The organism is Leptothrix toolikensis (SeqCode) (assembly GCF_057922285.1).
This window is the reverse complement of record NZ_JBYSVC010000053.1, coordinates 1-16,458: the sequence shown is the minus strand read 5'-3', so window position 1 is coordinate 16,458 and position 16,458 is coordinate 1. Positions and strand designations below refer to the sequence as shown.

General features: G+C 61.4%; 19 protein-coding genes. 5 read left to right on the top strand and 14 right to left on the bottom strand.

The features are described from left to right. Window positions 1-266: 266 nt before the first annotated feature. The 13 genes from rpsQ to AC3VI7_RS08850 all read right to left on the bottom strand — a co-directional run bounded on the left by rpsQ (window position 267) and on the right by AC3VI7_RS08850 (window position 9,349). A complete protein-coding gene (gene rpsQ, locus AC3VI7_RS08910) occupies window positions 267-542 on the bottom strand; it encodes a 30S ribosomal protein S17 (protein ID WP_489668928.1) in 276 nt (91 codons plus the stop codon). After that, window positions 539-742 carry a 50S ribosomal protein L29 gene (gene rpmC / locus AC3VI7_RS08905; protein WP_489668927.1) on the bottom strand — a complete coding sequence of 68 codons (204 nt, stop codon included), beginning with the start codon at window positions 740-742 and terminating at the stop codon, window positions 539-541. The genes rpsQ and rpmC overlap by 4 nt, the downstream gene beginning before the upstream one ends. Before the next feature lie 17 nt (window positions 743-759). Then, window positions 760-1,176, bottom strand: coding sequence for a 50S ribosomal protein L16 (gene rplP, locus AC3VI7_RS08900; protein ID WP_489668926.1), 417 nt, complete (start codon window positions 1,174-1,176; stop codon window positions 760-762). 3 nt (window positions 1,177-1,179) lie between these two features. Further along, on the bottom strand, window positions 1,180-2,031 hold the full coding sequence (gene rpsC / locus AC3VI7_RS08895; protein ID WP_489668925.1) for a 30S ribosomal protein S3: 852 nt from the start codon (window positions 2,029-2,031) through the stop codon (window positions 1,180-1,182). 8 nt (window positions 2,032-2,039) lie between these two features. Beyond that, window positions 2,040-2,369 carry a 50S ribosomal protein L22 gene (gene rplV, locus AC3VI7_RS08890; RefSeq protein WP_369416840.1) on the bottom strand — a complete coding sequence of 110 codons (330 nt, stop codon included), beginning with the start codon at window positions 2,367-2,369 and terminating at the stop codon, window positions 2,040-2,042. Between the two features lie 12 nt (window positions 2,370-2,381). Then, window positions 2,382-2,657, bottom strand: coding sequence for a 30S ribosomal protein S19 (gene rpsS, locus AC3VI7_RS08885; RefSeq protein WP_369416841.1), 276 nt, complete (start codon window positions 2,655-2,657; stop codon window positions 2,382-2,384). Between the two features lie 10 nt (window positions 2,658-2,667). Further along, window positions 2,668-3,492 carry a 50S ribosomal protein L2 gene (rplB, locus tag AC3VI7_RS08880; protein ID WP_489668924.1) on the bottom strand — a complete coding sequence of 275 codons (825 nt, stop codon included), beginning with the start codon at window positions 3,490-3,492 and terminating at the stop codon, window positions 2,668-2,670. After that, window positions 3,492-3,806 carry a 50S ribosomal protein L23 gene (rplW, locus tag AC3VI7_RS08875; RefSeq protein ID WP_489668923.1) on the bottom strand — a complete coding sequence of 105 codons (315 nt, stop codon included), beginning with the start codon at window positions 3,804-3,806 and terminating at the stop codon, window positions 3,492-3,494. The genes rplB and rplW overlap by 1 nt, the downstream gene beginning before the upstream one ends. Beyond that, window positions 3,803-4,423 (bottom strand): 50S ribosomal protein L4, encoded by a 621-nt coding sequence (gene rplD / locus AC3VI7_RS08870; RefSeq protein WP_489668922.1) that lies wholly within the window; start codon window positions 4,421-4,423, stop codon window positions 3,803-3,805. The genes rplW and rplD overlap by 4 nt, the downstream gene beginning before the upstream one ends. After that, the gene (gene rplC, locus AC3VI7_RS08865; RefSeq protein ID WP_489668921.1) at window positions 4,423-5,094 is read right to left on the bottom strand and encodes a 50S ribosomal protein L3; all 672 of its coding nucleotides are present in this window, start codon (window positions 5,092-5,094) and stop codon (window positions 4,423-4,425) included. The genes rplD and rplC overlap by 1 nt, the downstream gene beginning before the upstream one ends. 149 nt (window positions 5,095-5,243) lie before the next feature. Further along, complete coding sequence (locus AC3VI7_RS08860) at window positions 5,244-7,901, bottom strand: MtrB/PioB family decaheme-associated outer membrane protein (protein WP_489668920.1); 2,658 nt, start codon at window positions 7,899-7,901, stop codon at window positions 5,244-5,246. A 30-nt stretch (window positions 7,902-7,931) separates the two neighbouring features. Beyond that, window positions 7,932-8,924 carry a DmsE family decaheme c-type cytochrome gene (locus AC3VI7_RS08855; protein ID WP_489668919.1) on the bottom strand — a complete coding sequence of 331 codons (993 nt, stop codon included), beginning with the start codon at window positions 8,922-8,924 and terminating at the stop codon, window positions 7,932-7,934. Window positions 8,925-9,001: 77 nt separating this feature from the next. Continuing rightward, window positions 9,002-9,349, bottom strand: coding sequence for a c-type cytochrome (locus tag AC3VI7_RS08850; protein WP_489668918.1), 348 nt, complete (start codon window positions 9,347-9,349; stop codon window positions 9,002-9,004). A 292-nt stretch (window positions 9,350-9,641) separates the two neighbouring features. Here AC3VI7_RS08850 and purB point away from each other — a divergent pair, with 292 nt between their 5' ends. The 4 genes from purB (at window position 9,642) to AC3VI7_RS08830 (ending at window position 14,296) form a co-directional block, all read left to right on the top strand. Then, window positions 9,642-11,015: an adenylosuccinate lyase gene (gene purB / locus AC3VI7_RS08845; protein ID WP_489668941.1), complete on the top strand. Its 1,374-nt coding sequence runs from the start codon at window positions 9,642-9,644 to the stop codon at window positions 11,013-11,015. Window positions 11,016-11,030: 15 nt separating this feature from the next. Next, a complete protein-coding gene (pyrF, locus tag AC3VI7_RS08840) occupies window positions 11,031-11,879 on the top strand; it encodes an orotidine-5'-phosphate decarboxylase (RefSeq protein WP_489668917.1) in 849 nt (282 codons plus the stop codon). After that, entirely contained in the window at window positions 11,876-13,699 is a 1,824-nt protein-coding gene (locus tag AC3VI7_RS08835) for an ABC transporter substrate-binding protein (protein ID WP_489668916.1), read from the top strand. Before pyrF ends, AC3VI7_RS08835 begins: the two co-directional genes overlap by 4 nt. Window positions 13,700-13,924: 225 nt before the next feature. Next, window positions 13,925-14,296 (top strand): hypothetical protein, encoded by a 372-nt coding sequence (locus tag AC3VI7_RS08830; protein ID WP_489668915.1) that lies wholly within the window; start codon window positions 13,925-13,927, stop codon window positions 14,294-14,296. Here the strand turns inward: AC3VI7_RS08830 and AC3VI7_RS08825 are convergent, their stop codons facing one another. Beyond that, window positions 14,297-14,788 carry a flavin reductase family protein gene (locus AC3VI7_RS08825; protein WP_489668914.1) on the bottom strand — a complete coding sequence of 164 codons (492 nt, stop codon included), beginning with the start codon at window positions 14,786-14,788 and terminating at the stop codon, window positions 14,297-14,299. It abuts the gene before it with no gap. 63 nt (window positions 14,789-14,851) lie between these two features. Here AC3VI7_RS08825 and AC3VI7_RS08820 point away from each other — a divergent pair. After that, window positions 14,852-16,458 (top strand): AmpG family muropeptide MFS transporter (locus AC3VI7_RS08820; protein ID WP_489671465.1); only part of this gene is annotated, 1,607 nt, incomplete at its 3' end.

Genomic DNA, 16,458 nt, shown 5'->3' with positions numbered 1-16,458 from the left:
GTGTAGGCCCCCGGCAACGCAAAGATCACCACCGTCTTGCCGGCGGTGGTCGCCAACACATCGACCGCATTGGGGCCCAAAGAGCAGCCCGGGGTGTCCTCGTCGATGAATTCATACAGGGTGACCGCAGGCAAGGAAGAACCGAGGCTTAGCATGATCGCAACTCCAGAAAAAGGAAAAAGAAAAACCGGCCACCAGTTTCCCAGTGGCCGGTTTTCCGGCAAGTGAAAGGCCCGGAAGCCCTTCACTTATTGAGGATTAAGTCCTCAGACTGCGGCGGCTTTTTCAACCAAGCGGGTCACAACCCAAGCCTTGGTCTTCGAGATCGGACGGCATTCCGAGATCTCGACCACATCGCCCATTTTGGAGTCGCCATTTTCGTCGTGCGCGTGGTACTTGCTCGACTTGGTGACGATCTTGCCGTAGAGCTCGTGTTTAACACGACGCTCAACCAGCACGGTGACGGTCTTGGTGCGCTTGTCGCTGACCACCTTGCCCACCAGGGTGCGGGTGTTCTTGGTCGCTTTTTGGGCGTCGCTCATTGGGCCGCTCCCTTCTTCTTTTCAGCCAAGATGGTGCGCGCACGGGCGATATCGCGACGTGTGGCACGCAAAGTGGCATTGTTGCCAAGCTGCTGGGTGGCCTTTTGCATGCGCAGACCGAAATGGGCCTTCAGCAGATCGCTGATTTCCTTTTCCAGAGCTGCCACGTCTTTGGCGCGGAGTTCAGATGATTTACTCATTGCAGGTCTCCCGTTCCTCAGGCGCCGATGGCGCGGCTGACGAACACAGTACGCAGGGGCAACTTGGCAGCCGCGAGCGTGAACGCTTCGCGAGCCAGTGCTTCCGGCACACCATTGATTTCATAGAGCACCTTGCCCGGCTGAATTTCAGCCACGTAGTACTCCGGATTGCCCTTACCGTTACCCATACGCACTTCGGCCGGCTTTTGCGAGATCGGCTTGTCCGGGAAGATGCGGATGAAGATGCGGCCACCGCGCTTGATATGGCGCGAAATGGCACGACGAGCGGCTTCGATCTGGCGGGCCGTCAAACGACCGCGCTCAGTGGCTTTCAAACCGAAATCACCAAACGACACATTGGTGCCGCGCGTGGCGATGCCGGTGTTGCGGCCCTTCTGTTCCTTACGGAACTTGCGACGTGAGGGTTGCAACATTCCTTATTCTCCTTTGGGCGCTGCGCTGGGAGCGTCCGGCTTGCGGAGCACGCGCTTGACGGCAGGCTTGTCACCGGCGGGTGCAGCAGCATTGGCACCGTCGGCAGGGCGACGATCATTGCTGCGCGGGCCACCACGGCGTTCGCCCGGACGGTCATTGCGCGGACCACGGCGGCGACGGTCGTCTTCAGGACGCTCTTCACGCGCAGCAACCGGCATTTCACCGTTCGGCAGACGATCACCCTTGTAGATCCAGACCTTGACGCCAATGACGCCATAGGTGGTCTTGGCTTCGGCAAAACCGTAGTCGATTTCGGCCTTGAGGGTGTGCAAGGGCACGCGGCCTTCGCGGTACCACTCGCAACGCGCGATTTCGATGCCGTTCAGGCGGCCCGACGACATGATCTTGATGCCAAGGGCACCCAGACGCATGGCGTTTTGCATCGCACGCTTCATAGCGCGGCGGAACATGATGCGCTTTTCGAGCTGCTGCGTGATCGACTCAGCAACCAGCTGCGAATCGGTCTCGGGCTTGCGCACTTCCTCGATATTGACCGCGACCGGCACGCCCAGACGGCGTGTCAGTTCAGCCTTGAGGTTCTCGATGTCCTCGCCCTTTTTGCCGATCACCACGCCCGGACGTGCCGAGAAAATGGTGATGCGAGCATTCTTGGCAGGACGCTCAATCTGAATGCGCGAAACCGCAGCGTTCTTCAGACGCTTCTTGAGGTACTCGCGTACTTCAATGTCTTCCGCCAGCATGGCTGCGAAAGTCCGGTTGCCTGCATACCAACGCGACGACCAATTGCGCGTGACAGCCAGGCGAAAGCCGGTCGGATGAATTTTTTGTCCCATGATGCCCCTCAGTTACCGACGGTCACGTAGATGTGCGCGGTGGGCTTGCTGATGCGATTGCCGCGACCCTTTGCACGGGCCGAGAAGCGCTTCAACGTGGCACCCTGCTCAACGTAGATCGATGTCACACGCAGTTCATCAATATCGGCACCGTTGTTGTGCTCGGCATTTGCCACAGCACTTTCAAGCGCCTTCTTGATGATCCCAGCGGCCTTCTTTTGCGTGAAGGTCAGAATATCCAGCGCTTGGCCAACTTTCTTGCCACGGATCAGATCCGCGACCAGACGACCTTTGTCGCAAGACAGGCGCACGCCGCGCACGATTGCTTTGGTTTCCATTGCATCGGCTCCTTAACGCTTGGCTTTCTTGTCCGCCGGGTGACCCTTGAACGTACGGGTCAGGGCGAACTCACCCAGCTTGTGGCCGACCATTTGGTCAGTCACATACACGGGCACGTGTTGCTTGCCGTTGTGCACGGCGATCGTCAGGCCGATGAAATCGGGCAGGATCGTCGAGCGACGCGACCAAGTTTTGATCGGCTTCTTGTCCTTGATGGCGACGGCTTTTTCAGCCTTGGCCAGCAAGTGATGGTCCACGAAGGGACCCTTCTTGAGTGAACGAGTCATGAGCTACCCCTTATTTCTTGCGACGCGAGACGATCATGGTCTGCGTGCGCTTGTTGCTGCGGGTACGGTAGCCCTTGGTCAGGGTGTTCCACGGAGACACCGGTGCTTGACCTTCGCCCGTGCGGCCTTCGCCACCACCGTGCGGGTGATCCACCGGGTTCATTGCCACACCGCGAACGGTCGGGCGAATGCCCAGCCAACGCTTGGCACCGGCCTTGCCGTACTGGCGCAGGTTGTGCTCTTCATTCGACACTTCGCCCAAAGTGGCGCGGCAGTCGATATGAATCTTGCGCACTTCACCCGAGCGCAGGCGAACCTGAGCGTAGGTGCCTTCGCGGGCCATCAGCGTGACCGAAGTACCGGCCGAACGTGCAATCTGCGCGCCCTTGGCTGGCAACATTTCGACGCAATGGATGGTCGAACCCACGGGGATGTTGCGGATCGGCAGGGTGTTGCCCAGCTTGATCGGGGCTTCAGCGCCGCTCAGCAGGGTTTGACCGACTTCCAGACCACGCGGGGCGATGATGTAGCGACGTTCGCCGTCGGCGTAGCACACCAAAGCGATGTGCGCCGTGCGGTTCGGGTCGTATTCGATGCGTTCAACCTTGGCGGGAATGCCGTCCTTGTTGCGCACGAAGTCCACCACACGGTAGTGATGCTTGTGACCACCACCCTTGTGACGCACGGTGATGTGACCGTTGTTGTTGCGGCCAGCGTTCTGCTTCTGGGGTTCCAGCAGCGAAGCTTCCGGCGCGCCCTTATGCAGGTGCGAATGCACCACCTTCACCACGGCACGGCGGCCAGGCGAGGTCGGTTTGACTTTAACGACGGCCATTACGCAGTCTCCCCGGAGAAGTTGAGCTCTTGACCTTCCTTCAGGGAAACGAAGGCCTTACGAACGTGGTCACGCCGACCGGCACGACCACCGAAACGCTTGGTCTTGCCCTTTTGGTTGGCAACCTGCACGGAGGCGACTTCGACCTTGAACATCAGTTCAACGGCGGCCTTGATTTCAGGCTTGGTCGCGTCTTGCAGAACCTTGAACAACACTTGGTTGTGCATTTCGCCGATGCGAGTGGCTTTTTCCGAAATGATCGGGGCCACGAGCACCTGGGCCAGACGGCCCTCATCAAACTTGGGCGTGCTCATGCGAACATCTCCTGGAGCTTGTCGATCGCAGCCTTGGTCACCACGATCTTCTTGTAGAAGACCAGCGACAGCGGATCGGCATAACGCGGCTCAACCACCAACACGTTGGTCAGGTTGCGCGCGGCAAGGAACAGGTTTTCGTCAACCGCGTCAGCGATCACCAGCACATGGTCCAAATTCATGGCCTTGAGCTTGGCAGCCAACAGCTTGGTCTTGGGGGCTTCGATGCTGATCGAATCCACCACCACCAGACGACCTTCACGAGCCAGTTGCGAGAAGATCGCGGCCATACCGGCGCGGTACATCTTCTTGTTAACTTTGTGGCTGAAGTTTTCGTCCGGCAAGTTCGGGAACACCCGACCACCCCCACGCCACAACGGCGAGGACGTCATACCCGCACGAGCGCGGCCCGTACCCTTTTGACGGAACGGCTTCTTGGTCGAGTGGCGAACTTGTTCGCGATCCTTTTGTGCGCGGGTGCCTTGACGGGCATTGGCCTGGTAGGCCACCACGACTTGATGGATCAGCGCTTCGTTGTAGTCACGTGCAAACACAGCATCGGAGGCATCCACCTTGCTGGTCGCTTGACCTTGTTCATTCAGGAGCTCGAGCTGCATCAGTTGGCTCCTTTCTTGGCCTTGACCTTGACGGCGGGACGAACGGTCACGAAACCGCCCTTAGCACCCGGCACGGCACCCTTGACCAGCAGCAGTTGACGAGCTTCGTCAACGCGCACGATGTCAAGATTTTGGGTAGTCACCGTGTCGTCACCGAGGTGACCGCACATCTTCTTACCCGGAAACACGCGACCTGGATCCTGCGCCATCGAGATGGAGCCCGGCACGTTGTGCGAACGGCTGTTACCGTGCGACGCGCGCTGCGAACCAAAGTGGTGACGCTTGATGGTGCCCGTGAAACCCTTACCGATCGTTGTGCCTTGCACATCGACTTGCTGGCCAGCGGCAAACAAATTGACCGGCAGCACAGCACCTGTGGGGTATTGACCCGCCACATCGGCTTCCACACGGAACTCTTGCAGCAGCTCACCGGCTTCCACACCTGCCTTGGCAAGGTGGCCAGCGGCGGGCTTGGTCACGCGCGATGCCTTACGAGCACCGAAAGCGACCTGAAGGGCGCTGTAACCGTCGTTTTCGACGGTTTTAACCTGGGCAACGCGATTGTTGGACACATCGAGCACAGTCACAGGCACGGCATCGCCGTCGTCTGTGAAGATGCGCATCATGCCCACCTTGCGGCCCAGCAACCCGAGACGATTGCTAAGACTCATCGTTTTCTCCAATACCCGACAACGATTGGCCGGGCTGACTAAGGTACGCACTGACTTGATCGGAGCCAAGCCAGAACGAACGAAACGGACCCAAGATTAACCCAGGTCCGAAAAGCCTTCCATCCTACCATAACCCATGGGTTATAGCCTCACTGAAAGGCCATGACATAAGCAACGCCGATAGAGTGAACGGTGTAGGTCGGAGCCACCTCGCCGGTGGGTAGCACTTGGGTCAGACCGCCGGGCTGCATCGCCTCGTAGGCCCAGTCGCTGGTCTTGAGCCGCTGATAGCCGTAGGCCATGCGCACCGAGCTCGCAGCGTCCAGCTTGTACGCCCCACCCAAACGCAGCGCGATCGAGTCGGTACTCACCGTCGGCAACGCTGTGGCCGGGATGTAATAGGCCGCGATGTTCGGATACGCCGCCCCGGCGGCCACACTGCCCGCGTAGGGGTTGTTGACGTAATTGCCGCCCGTGACGCCCGTGTCGCTGCGCAGCTGGCTCAGCATCAAGCTGCCACGCACATCCAGACTCCCGCCCAGCAAGCCGGTGCGCGCCACACTCAAGCCCAAGGTGTCGATGGTGTCGCGCATGTCGGCCGACCAGTTCAGACACGGATCGATCTTGTTGTTGGCGTTGCGGGTGGCGATGTCGGCGTAGCAGCCGCCTGAGATCACGGTGGCGCCGCCCACGTTCGCCACCGCGCTGTTGGCGGTGTACGAGTTGCCGGCGCTGCGCGAGCGCTGATCTTCGCGGCTGTAGAACAGACTCACACTGACCCGCTCACTCGGGCTGTAGGTGCCGTCCAAGTTCAGCGCCCAACTGCTGGCTTGCTTCAAGCCGTAAACCGATTCACCGTAGCTGTCAGCGTTGTAGTCCAACCCGCCTTGGAACGTGAGCATCTCGCTCGCCTGCCACTGCGCCGAGGTGCGCAGCTTGTTGCGATCACGGTTGGCGTTGTTGAAGTGGCGCATGCCGATCAACTCGCTGATCCGATTGACGTTGTTGGCGTAGTAAACGTTCGACAGGGCATTGTTGTTCGGGAAGAAGAACGCCTGCGAGCTGCCCGCCGGGGCCGCCGGATTCAACCCCGAGACCGGGCCGTAACCCGTGAGCCCCAACGCCACCAAGGTGTCATAGGCCGTGGTGGTCGTCACCGTTGCGGGCAACCCCGTGGGCGTCACCGCCGCCATCGGCACCAAGGCGAGGAAGGCGTTCTCGTTGTAAGTCACCGTGCGCGTGGACTTGGCCAAGCCCACGCGGCCTTGGAATGCCTCGCTGTCCGTCCAGCGCCACTCGGCCCGCAGGGTTTGCTCACGGCTCTTGGCGGCGTCCGCGCAATCGATCCACGTGTTGCGGCAGTACTTGTCGGTGGTCTGCACATCCGCCCCCGCTTGGAGCTGTTGCCCGGGCTGCAACCTGTAGTCAGCGTCCAAGCTCAGCTGCTGGAGCTTGCGGCTGTAGGGCCGGTTGGCGTTGAGGTTGATGTTGGAGCCGTACTGCGCCCCAAACACCGACGCCGTGGCGGCCGGCACCTCGCCCACGTCGTAAAAGCCGTAGGTGTTCACCGCCGTGCGGTTGTCCCGCACATCAAATTTGTAGGCCCCGCTCAGGCGCAAGTCCTTGCTCGGCTTGGACAAGAGCTTCAAGTTGGCCGACTCGGTCACCACCAAGCCCTCCAACGATGCCGTAGGTAACAGCGGCACCCCGGTGAGGCCATCGTTGAGGAAAGCGGCGTTCTGGGTGGCCCGGCCATAGGCCAAGTCGCCCACCACCTTGGTGCTCTTGCTCAGATCAAGGCTTGCGGCTAGGGAAAGCTTATGGAACTGATTGCTCGGTGCCGTGCTCATCGACTGGGACTTTGGGTTGAGGGCCGGATCAGCCGACCACACGGACCAAGCCACCGAAGAGGCGTTGTTGCTGAACATCGACGCGTCGTAGGCTGCTTGCAGGGTGGAGCCATCGCCAACGTACTGCACCCCCACGCGGTACTGATCGTGGTTCTGATCGATGGGCTGCGGCAAAACCGCCACGATATCGCCGCCGGTGATGCGGGTCAGCGCCGAGAGCGGCTTGAGCCCGGTCTTGTGCTCATGCGAGCCCGAGACCGACGCCGACCAGCGGCCGTCGAGCTGCAACTCACCGCCAAGGCTGAGCTGCGCCCGCTGGGTCGAGAGGCGCACTTGATTGAACGCGGGCAGATCGGCCGTTTGAATGGCGGCGGCTGTGCTCAACTGCGCGGGAGTGGGTGCGGTCGAAGCGCCGGCCACAATCGCGTTCGAGCTGGTCACGTCCGGCGACAGACCTCGGGCGTTGGGCGTGAGCGCATTGACACGCGGCACCACCGGCACGATCCAACCGGCCGGCAGGCCCAAGTTGTTGCTACCCACGCCTTGGTACGGCGTCTGAAAACTGTCCGAGCGGTTGCGCAGCAAGGTGTCGTAGCCCATCTTGAGGCGGAATCGGCCTTGTTCACCGTACTCCGCACTGATTGAGCTCGACTTCAAACCCAAGTCGCTGGCCTTGAGCCGCCAGCGGGTCGCGTCTTCGCTGTCATAGGCCCCGCCGCCGATCACGTCAAAACCACCCACCACTTGGCCGCCTTGACGGTTCACGCCGTCAAACTCGTGGGCCTTGGTCGAATCGCTGTTGCTGGCCGCCACCCCAAGCTCGACGTGGCTCTTGGGCCGGGTCAGCTCAGCCAAGGCCGGATCTTCGGCCGCGTGGGCCATGCTCAACAGCGCCAGCGCTGCATGTACCGCCAGCACCGAAGCGCTCAGGCGCAGGAAAGAAGGATGCGCATTCATCATGGAACTCCTGATCTTGTGGTTCGATGCTCAGCGCTGGAACTTGGCACCCGCCGGATGGTTCGAGCCATGCACCACCATGTGGCAGTTCAGGCAAGCGCGACCGCCCATTTGGGCGCGCGCCGCAGCCCCAGCCAACAACTGGTTGCCGTTGGCCATCGTCAACGCCCCACCTTGCAGATTGGCCCCACTGTTGACTTGCGCGCCGTGGTCACCGCTATGGCACGACTGACACAGCCAGGGTGCGCGCGCTTTGAGCAACGGTGCGTTGTTCGAGCCGTGCGGTGTGTGGCAGTTCGTGCAAGCCTCCGTCACCGGCTCGTGCTCCCAAAGGAAAGGTCCGCGCTGCTCAGGGTGGCAGCCCTGACAGGTCTCGTTGACCGAGCCCTTGGTCAGCAGCTTCGGCCCCGTGGTGCCGTGCGGGTTGTGGCAATCCGAGCAACCCATCTTGCCGGCTGCCAGCGGATGGGTCGAGAGCCGGTGGGTTTGTGCCCGCTCCGTCTTGTGGCAGCTGAAGCACACCTCTTGCTGGCTGCTCTTGTTCAGCACCGGATCAGCCTTGACGTGGACCGCATGACACGACGTACAGGGGACATCGCGGCTCTGGTGCTGACTGCCCTCCCAGTGCATGCGCTGACCACCCTTGTGGCAGCCGACACACACTTCGGCTTGGGTGGCGGTGTCACTGGCGAGGTTGAGCGTGGTCTTGGTCTTAAAGACGATCTCCGGCGCAGGGCGTGAGGCCTCGCCCACGCCCTTGCCGCCCACCACGTGCTGCTCGCTGCGCCCGTGGCAGCTCTGGCAGCCGGGCGTGCGGCTATCGGCGCGCACACCATGCTTGGTTTGATAGATCGACAGCAGCGGCTTGGATTCGCTCTCGTCGTGGCACTTGGTACAAACAGCATCCGCATGAGGCACTGCGGACGTTGAGCTATCGCCATCCAGCGCCCATACAACCGGGCCCCACCCCAAACCAATCGCCATGCTGATGACAGCACACAGCCGGTGGATAAACCTTTTCATAAGAAACCCCCTCAATTCATTGTTAGTGGTCCATGACAAACCAAGTGGCGTCATGTTATTCAAGCACGACGCATGGGTTATTGGCTGAGCACCCACTCCGCCAAGTTTTTGATATCAGCGCCCTCTTTTTTAATCACTTTGTGTTCTTCTTCATGACCATCTGGAAATTTGGCTTTTTCGCCGATGGTGAGGTGACGAACAACGCGCTCTAAGCCATCAGGAGTGCCCCTGTATTTAGCAGCAACGTCCTTGAAAGTTGGCCCATCTTTCTTCTTTTCGATGCTGTGGCATTTAAAGCAATTATTCTGCCGTGCCAGACTCAATGCAGCCTCAGTATCCAAGGCATGCACCGTGGGCGTAAAAACAACCAACGTCGTTGGCAAAAAAGCCAAGGCCACACATTGCCATGATTGAATCAGCTTCATTTAGAACTCCTAATAACTATATTCATATATCTTTTTGTTATCACGGATAACAAAGGAACCGCTACCATCCTACGTGTCACCATATCGCCAAGGATTGACATAGATCAAATAGCGCAGATCCATAGAAACACGGTATTTACATAGGTGCAAGTGATTTCTTCAGCCCCTTGCGCCCGAGGTGCAAACAATTTGCCCCATGGCACTCGTGGAGCGGACAGCGCAAACCTACAATCGCACCTCCTCAAGCAGCCTCAACGCGTGACCTATGCCCCACACCCGTGTCCTTGCCGCCATGCCCATGACCTCGTTGTCAGCCCTGTCGCCGCTGGACGGGCGCTATGCGGGCAAAGTGGCCCCTTTGCGCCCCCTGCTGAGCGAATTCGGCCTGATGCACCGCCGCGTGCAAGTTGAAATCGAATGGTTCATTGCCTTGTCGGACGCCGGTCTGGCTGACTTCAAGCCCTTGAGCGAAGCCTCACGCGGCTTTTTGCGCTCGCTGGTGTTGATGTTCTCTGAGGCCGATGCCCAAGCCATCAAGGACATCGAGAAAGTCACCAACCACGACGTCAAGGCGGTCGAGTACTGGCTCAAGCAGCGCTTTGGCGATCATCCTGAACTCGAAGCGGCGGCCGAATTCGTTCACTTTGCGTGTACCAGCGAAGACATCAACAACACCAGCCACGCCTTGATGCTCAAGTCGGCGCGCGACAGCGTGTTGCTGCCGGCCTTGGATCGCATCATCCAGCGCATGACCGACTTGGCACACACCTTTGCGGCCCAGCCGATGCTGAGCCGCACCCACGGCCAAACCGCCAGCCCGACCACCGTCGGCAAGGAAATCGCCAACGTCGTGGCGCGTTTGCAGCACGGCCGCAGCGTGATCGCCAGCGTCAAGATGCGCGCCAAGATGAACGGCGCGGTGGGCAACTACAACGCCCATCTCTCGGCTTACCCCGAGCACGACTGGGAAGCCTTCAGCCGCCACGTGATCGAAGACGCGCTGGGCCTGAGCTTCAACCCCTACACCATCCAGATTGAGCCGCACGACTACATGGCCGAGCTGTTTGACGCCTTCACCCGCGTCAACACCATCTTGATCGACTGGTCGCGTGACGTCTGGGGCTACATCAGCTTGGGGTACTTCAAGCAAAAGACCAAAGCGGGCGAGGTCGGCTCCTCGACCATGCCGCACAAAGTCAACCCGATTGATTTCGAAAACGCCGAAGGCAACTTCGGTCTGGCCAGCGCCGTGCTGACGCACCTGTCGCAAAAGCTGCCCGTGAGCCGCTGGCAGCGCGACCTGACCGACTCGACCGCGCTGCGCAACATGGGTGTGGCTTTGGGCTACGCCTTGCTGGGCTTTGACAGCCTGCTGCGCGGCTTGGACAAGCTAGAGCTGAACGCCGCCGCACTCAACGACGATCTGGACAACGCTTGGGAAGTGCTGGCTGAGCCGATCCAGACCGTCATGCGCCGCTACGCCTTGCCCGAGCCCTACGAGCAACTCAAGGCCTTCACACGCGGCCAGCCGATGACGCGCGAGCTGATGCAAGGCTTCATCGCCAAGCTCGATCTGCCCCAAGCCGAAAAAGACCGCCTCTTGGCCATGACGCCGGGCGACTACACCGGCATGGCCACCGAGTTGGCCCGCCGGATCGGCAGCTGAGGCGAGGCGCGCACCATGGCTTCCTTCATTGACGCCCTCGCCCGCGCCACGCGCCTGCACGACTCACTGCTTTGCGTGGGACTCGACCCCGAGCCGAGCAAGTTTCCGGGTGCTTGGAAGGGCGATGCCGGGCGGATCTTTGAGTTCTGCTGCGCAATCGTCGATGCGACCAAAGACGTGGTGTGCGCGTTCAAGCCGCAGATCGCCTACTTTGCCGCCCATCGCGCCGAGGCTCAGCTCGAAGAGCTCATGGCCTACATGAAGCGCACCGCGCCCGATGTGCCGGTCATTTTGGATGCCAAGCGCGGCGATATCGGCTCGACCGCCGAGCAGTACGCCCGCGAAGCTTTCGAGCGCTATCAGGCCGATGCGGTGACGCTCTCGCCCTTCATGGGCTTCGACACCCTTGAGCCCTACCTACGCTGGCCCGACAAGGGTGTGATTTTGCTGTGCCGCACCTCCAACCCCGGCGGCAACGACTGGCAGATGCAGCGCTTGGCCGAGGTGCCGGGGCAGCCGCGTTTGTTCGAGCGACTGGCGGAGCTGGCCCAAACCGAGTGGAACCGCAACGGCCAGATCGGTTTGGTGGTGGGCGCGACCTACCCAGAAGAAATCGCCAAGGTGCGTGCTTTGGCCCCCACCTTGCCGCTGTTGATTCCGGGCGTGGGTGCCCAAGGCGGTGACGCCGAAGCCACCGTGCGCGCCGGGCTCAGCACCGACGCCAGCGGCCAGATCACCGGCCCGATCGTGGTCAACAGCTCGCGCGCGGTGCTCTACGCCAGCTCAGGTGCCGACTTTGCCGCAGCCGCCCGCCGCGTCGCCTTGGCCACCCGCGCTCAGCTCAACGCCGCCCGCCGGGGATGATCCGCCTCGCTTGGCTGATCGCCTTCGCGCTGCACCTCCTCGCGCTCATCAGCCCCCTCGCCCACGCCGGGGGCGGCGCGCAGCCCACCGCCCATGTGCTGCGCTACGCCTTCCCGGTGGCTGAAACCGGCTTTGATCCGGCGCAGCTCTCTGACGTCTATTCGCGCACCGTGGTGGCGGGCATTTTTGAAGCACCCTTGTGCTTCGACTACCTGGCCAAGCCCGCCCGCCTCAAGCCGCTCACGGCCGAGGCGCTGCCGCAAATCTCGGCTGATTTTCGGGAGTTCACCTTCAAGCTGCGCCCCGGCATCTACTTTGCCGACGACCCGGCCTTCAAAGGCGTGCGCCGCGAGCTGACGGCCGCCGATTACGTCTACGCCTTGAAGCGCCACTACGACCCGCGCTGGAACAGCCCCAATCTCTACTTGCTGGAAAACGCCCGCATCCAAGGGCTCTCAGCGCTGCGCCAACAAGCCCTGAGCAGCAAGACGCCCTTCAATTACGACACCGAGGTCGAAGGGCTCAAGGCGCTGGACCGCTACACCCTGCGCATCCGCTTGGGCGAGCCCGCGCCGCGCTTTCATCAAACCGTGATGGCCGACCCGGCCGCCTTCGGCGCGGTGGCGCGCGAGGTGGTGGAGCACTACGGCGAACGCATCATGGAGCACCCGGTGGGCACCGGGCCTTTCAAGCTCGGCGCTTGGCGGCGTTCCTCCAAGATCGTGCTGGAGCGCAGCCCGAGCTTTCGCGCCGAGATCTACGACGAACAGCCTGCGGCCGACGACGTGGCCGCGCAAGCCGTGGCCAAGCAGCTCCAAGGCCGGCGCTTGCCACTGCTCGACCGGGTGGAGATTGCGATCATTGAAGAAGAGCAGCCGCGCTGGCTGGCTTTTTTGAACGGCGAAGTCGATCTGCTGGAGCGTCTGCCCAACGCCTTCATCCAAAACGCTGTGCCCAACAACCGGCTGGCCCCTTATCTGGTCAAACGCGGCGTCACCATGCACCGCGCCCCGCAGGTCGATGTGGTGATGGCGGCGATCTTCAACATGGCGCACCCGCTGGTGGGCGGCAACGAGCCCGAGAAAGTGGCGCTGCGGCGCGCCATCGCGCTGGCCTACAACGCCCCGCAGGAAATCACCCAAGTGCGCAAGGGCCAAGCCCTGCCGGCTGAAACCGCCATTGCGCCGCTCACCTTTGGCCACGACGGCAACGTGCGCACCGAGATGAGCCAATACGACCCGGCGCGTGCCAAGGCCCTGCTGGACCTCTACGGCTACATCGACCGCGACGGCGACGGCTGGCGCGACCTGCCCGACGGCCGCCCGCTGGAGCTGCTCTACGCCACCCAGTCCGACCAAGCCTCACGCCAGTTGGCTGAGATCTGGGACAAAAGCATGAAAGCCGTGGGGCTGAAGATGAGCTTCAAGGTCGCGCAGTGGCCCGAAAACCTCAAAGCCCTGCGCGCCGGCCGTTTGATGCTCTGGGGCGTGGGCTGGAGCGCCGGCACCCCCGACGGCGACACCTTTCTCGCCCTGGCCTACAGCCCCAACACCGGCCAATCCAACCACGCCCGCTTCCATCTACCCGCGTTCGACGCCCTCTACGAACAACAAGCTCGCCTGCCCGACGGCCCCGAGCGCCTCGCCCTGATGCAGCAAGCCGCGCAGCTGATGGTGGTGAACATGCCCTACAAGTTCAGCGCCCACCGCGTCGTCACCGACCTCACCCACCCCCACGTGCTGGGCTACCGCCGCAACCCCTTCGTGCGCGAGTTTTTCAAGTTTGTGGATGTGGTCGATAGGGTCGATAGGGTCGATTGATGCTTTTTGTGGACACATGACCCAAGGCTGGGCTGTCATATCCGGCGTGTTCATGCTTTGTCCATGCATTATTTGGCAAACGATGCATCGCAACAATTAGACATGTTTTTCTTCATGAAAAAACAAACATGCCCACCATGGATATCCCTATCATTTGATCCATGTCATCCAAATCTCAAGAGAAAGATGGCAGGCCCACCTCATTTATAAGTCGGAGACAGTTCCATGGCGATCAGCAAAGTACGTTTTATCAATGCACTCACAGACTTAGATGGTTTTATTGCAGCAGCCTTGGTCGATTCCACCAGCGGCATGATGTTTGAATCCATGGTGACGGGTAGTTTTCCGATTGAAGCCGCTGCGGCCGCCAATACCCAAGTGGTTCAAGCCAAACTGAAGGCTATGAAGGCAGTGGGTATTGGTGATGATCATATCGAAGATATTCTCATCACCTTGGGTGCGCAGTATCACTTGATTCGCCCCTTGAACATCAATGATGAGATTTTTATCTATCTCGCCATCGACCGCAATCACGGCAATCTGGCCATGGCTCGCATGGAGCTGAAGAAGCTGAGCAACAGCATCACCAAGCTCTGATCAAAGCCCGAAGCGCCCGCCATGAAAAATCAGCGGATGCGCTTCCTTGTGGCTGTGGCAGTGCAGCACTTCAAGAACATAAAGCAAATGGTCGCCGGTGGGATGACGGGTGTGCTGACGGCACTCGAACACCGCCGCGCAATCAAGCAATAGCGGCACCCCGCCTTGACCGGGGTGCCAAGCCAGATCGGCAAAGCGGTCCACGCCCCGGGTGGCAAACAGCTCGGCCAAGGGGCGCTGGGCAGCGCTCAAGATATGAACGGCGTGGTGGCTGGCGGCGTTGAAAGCGGCCAAATTGCTGGAGCGGTTATCTAGGCTCCAAAGCACCAACGGCGGCTCCAGCGAGACCGAGGCAAACGAATTGATCGTCAACCCAAGAGGGTGGCCGTCCTCGCCCCGGGCCGTAACGATGGCCACGCCGGTGGCGAATTGGCCCAAAGCGGTGCGCAAGTGCTTCGTCGAGAAGGCGGCGGGCGGCGGGGGACTGGTCAAAGAAGCATCCATCCCTCGAATTGTCCCCGATGCGAGCACTGGGTCGGCTCCTAGAATCCCTTGATGCCCAGCCAAGCCCCCAACAACCGCACTGCTTCGGTCCCTTCGATCACGTCCACCACCCAAACCTGGACCGCCCTTTGGCGTCTGGGTGTCGTGACCCTCTTGGGCTTTGCATCCGGTCTACCGCTCGGGCTCACCGGCCAAGCGCTGCAAGCGTGGCTGTCGATGGACGGCATCGACTTGGCCACCATTGGTTTTTTGAGCTTGGTCGGCCTGCCCTACACCTTCAAGTTCTTGTGGGCACCGCTGATGGATCGCTTCGAGCCTTGGGGCTTGGAGCGCCTGCTCGGACGTCGGCGTGGCTGGCTGGTGCTGAGTCAACTCGCCTTGGCTGGCAGCTTTCTACTGCTGGCCCAAACCACCCCGAGCGCCGAGATTCGGCTCTTTTCGCTCTTGGCCTTGCTGGCGGCGTTTTTGTCGGCCTCGCAAGACGTGGTGATCGACGCTTACCGCACCGATGTGCTGCCCACGGTGGAGCGCGGCTTGGGGGCCTCGCTCAGCGTGCTGGGCTATCGGCTGGCGATGATCCTCTCGGGCGGCATCGTGCTGATCTGGACCGATCCATCGGCCGCCGGCACGCGCCACGGCTGGACGTGGCCGCAGGTCTATCAGTTGATGGCGCTACTGATGGTGGGTGCCGCCACGCTCTCGGCCTTGGCCTTGCCGCGCCTGCCGGAGCTGGATCGCACCAGCAGTGCCAACACCAAGTCAGGACAAGCCACCGGCCACGATCTGCTGGGCTTTTTGGCGGTGGCGGTGGCGGCGGCTTGCGGCGTGGCCCTGACGGATCGCTACGGCGTGAGCTTGGCCCAGATGCTACTCAGCCCTTTTTGGGATCTATCGACCACCGCCACCACCCACGCTACGCCCGGTTTGCTGAGCCCCTTGCAGCGCAAGTGGGTCGATCTGACCGCGCTGCTGCTGGGCATCGCCTTCACGCTACCGCTGGCGGCGTGGGCGGCGCGGGTGGTGCGTTTTGAGACGCTGCTGCGTGGGCTCGCCAACTACTTTGCCCAGCCGGGTGCGCGTGCTTTTCTGGCTTTCATCGTGCTCTACAAGCTGGGCGACGCCTTTGCTGGCGCGCTCATGACGCCCTTTTTGCTCAAGGTCATGGCCTTCGCCCCGGCGGAAGTCGGGGTGGTCAACAAGCTGATCGGTCTCTGGCTGACCATCGGCGGCGCGCTGCTGGGCGGCGCGCTGATGATGCGGCTCGGTTTATGGCGTGCGTTGCTGCTGTTTGGCATCTTTCAGATGCTCAGCAACTTGGGCTTTTGGTGGCTGGCCGTGGCGGGCAAAGGGGCGCTGCCGGGCTTGATGATTCCCGCTTTCGACTGGGGCTTGGTCGCCTTGGTGAAGGACACCCCGGTCGATGGCGGCTTGCTGGCCGTGATCGTGGTCGAGAACCTCTCGGGCGGCATGGGCACCGCCGCTTTCGTCGCTTTTCTGATGAGTCTCACCAGCCAGCGCTACACGGCCACCCAATACGCGCTGCTCTCAGCGTTTGCCTCGGTGGGCCGCGTGTGGGTGGGGCCGATGGCCGGCGTTTTGGCCGAATCCATCGGCTGGCCGTCGTTCTTCCTGCTCTCCACCGCCGCCGCCTTACCGGC

Coding starts and splice junctions, on each gene's coding strand:
- rpsQ (WP_489668928.1), bottom strand. CDS start 542: ATGAGCGACGCCCAAAAAGCGACCAAGAACACCCGCACCCTGGTGGGC.
- rpmC (WP_489668927.1), bottom strand. CDS start 742: ATGAGTAAATCATCTGAACTCCGCGCCAAAGACGTGGCAGCTCTGGAA.
- rplP (WP_489668926.1), bottom strand. CDS start 1,176: ATGTTGCAACCCTCACGTCGCAAGTTCCGTAAGGAACAGAAGGGCCGC.
- rpsC (WP_489668925.1), bottom strand. CDS start 2,031: ATGGGACAAAAAATTCATCCGACCGGCTTTCGCCTGGCTGTCACGCGC.
- rplV (WP_369416840.1), bottom strand. CDS start 2,369: ATGGAAACCAAAGCAATCGTGCGCGGCGTGCGCCTGTCTTGCGACAAA.
- rpsS (WP_369416841.1), bottom strand. CDS start 2,657: ATGACTCGTTCACTCAAGAAGGGTCCCTTCGTGGACCATCACTTGCTG.
- rplB (WP_489668924.1), bottom strand. CDS start 3,492: ATGGCCGTCGTTAAAGTCAAACCGACCTCGCCTGGCCGCCGTGCCGTG.
- rplW (WP_489668923.1), bottom strand. CDS start 3,806: ATGAGCACGCCCAAGTTTGATGAGGGCCGTCTGGCCCAGGTGCTCGTG.
- rplD (WP_489668922.1), bottom strand. CDS start 4,423: ATGCAGCTCGAGCTCCTGAATGAACAAGGTCAAGCGACCAGCAAGGTG.
- rplC (WP_489668921.1), bottom strand. CDS start 5,094: ATGAGTCTTAGCAATCGTCTCGGGTTGCTGGGCCGCAAGGTGGGCATG.
- AC3VI7_RS08860 (WP_489668920.1), bottom strand. CDS start 7,901: ATGAATGCGCATCCTTCTTTCCTGCGCCTGAGCGCTTCGGTGCTGGCG.
- AC3VI7_RS08855 (WP_489668919.1), bottom strand. CDS start 8,924: ATGAAAAGGTTTATCCACCGGCTGTGTGCTGTCATCAGCATGGCGATT.
- AC3VI7_RS08850 (WP_489668918.1), bottom strand. CDS start 9,349: ATGAAGCTGATTCAATCATGGCAATGTGTGGCCTTGGCTTTTTTGCCA.
- purB (WP_489668941.1), top strand. CDS start 9,642: ATGCCCATGACCTCGTTGTCAGCCCTGTCGCCGCTGGACGGGCGCTAT.
- pyrF (WP_489668917.1), top strand. CDS start 11,031: ATGGCTTCCTTCATTGACGCCCTCGCCCGCGCCACGCGCCTGCACGAC.
- AC3VI7_RS08835 (WP_489668916.1), top strand. CDS start 11,876: ATGATCCGCCTCGCTTGGCTGATCGCCTTCGCGCTGCACCTCCTCGCG.
- AC3VI7_RS08830 (WP_489668915.1), top strand. CDS start 13,925: ATGGCGATCAGCAAAGTACGTTTTATCAATGCACTCACAGACTTAGAT.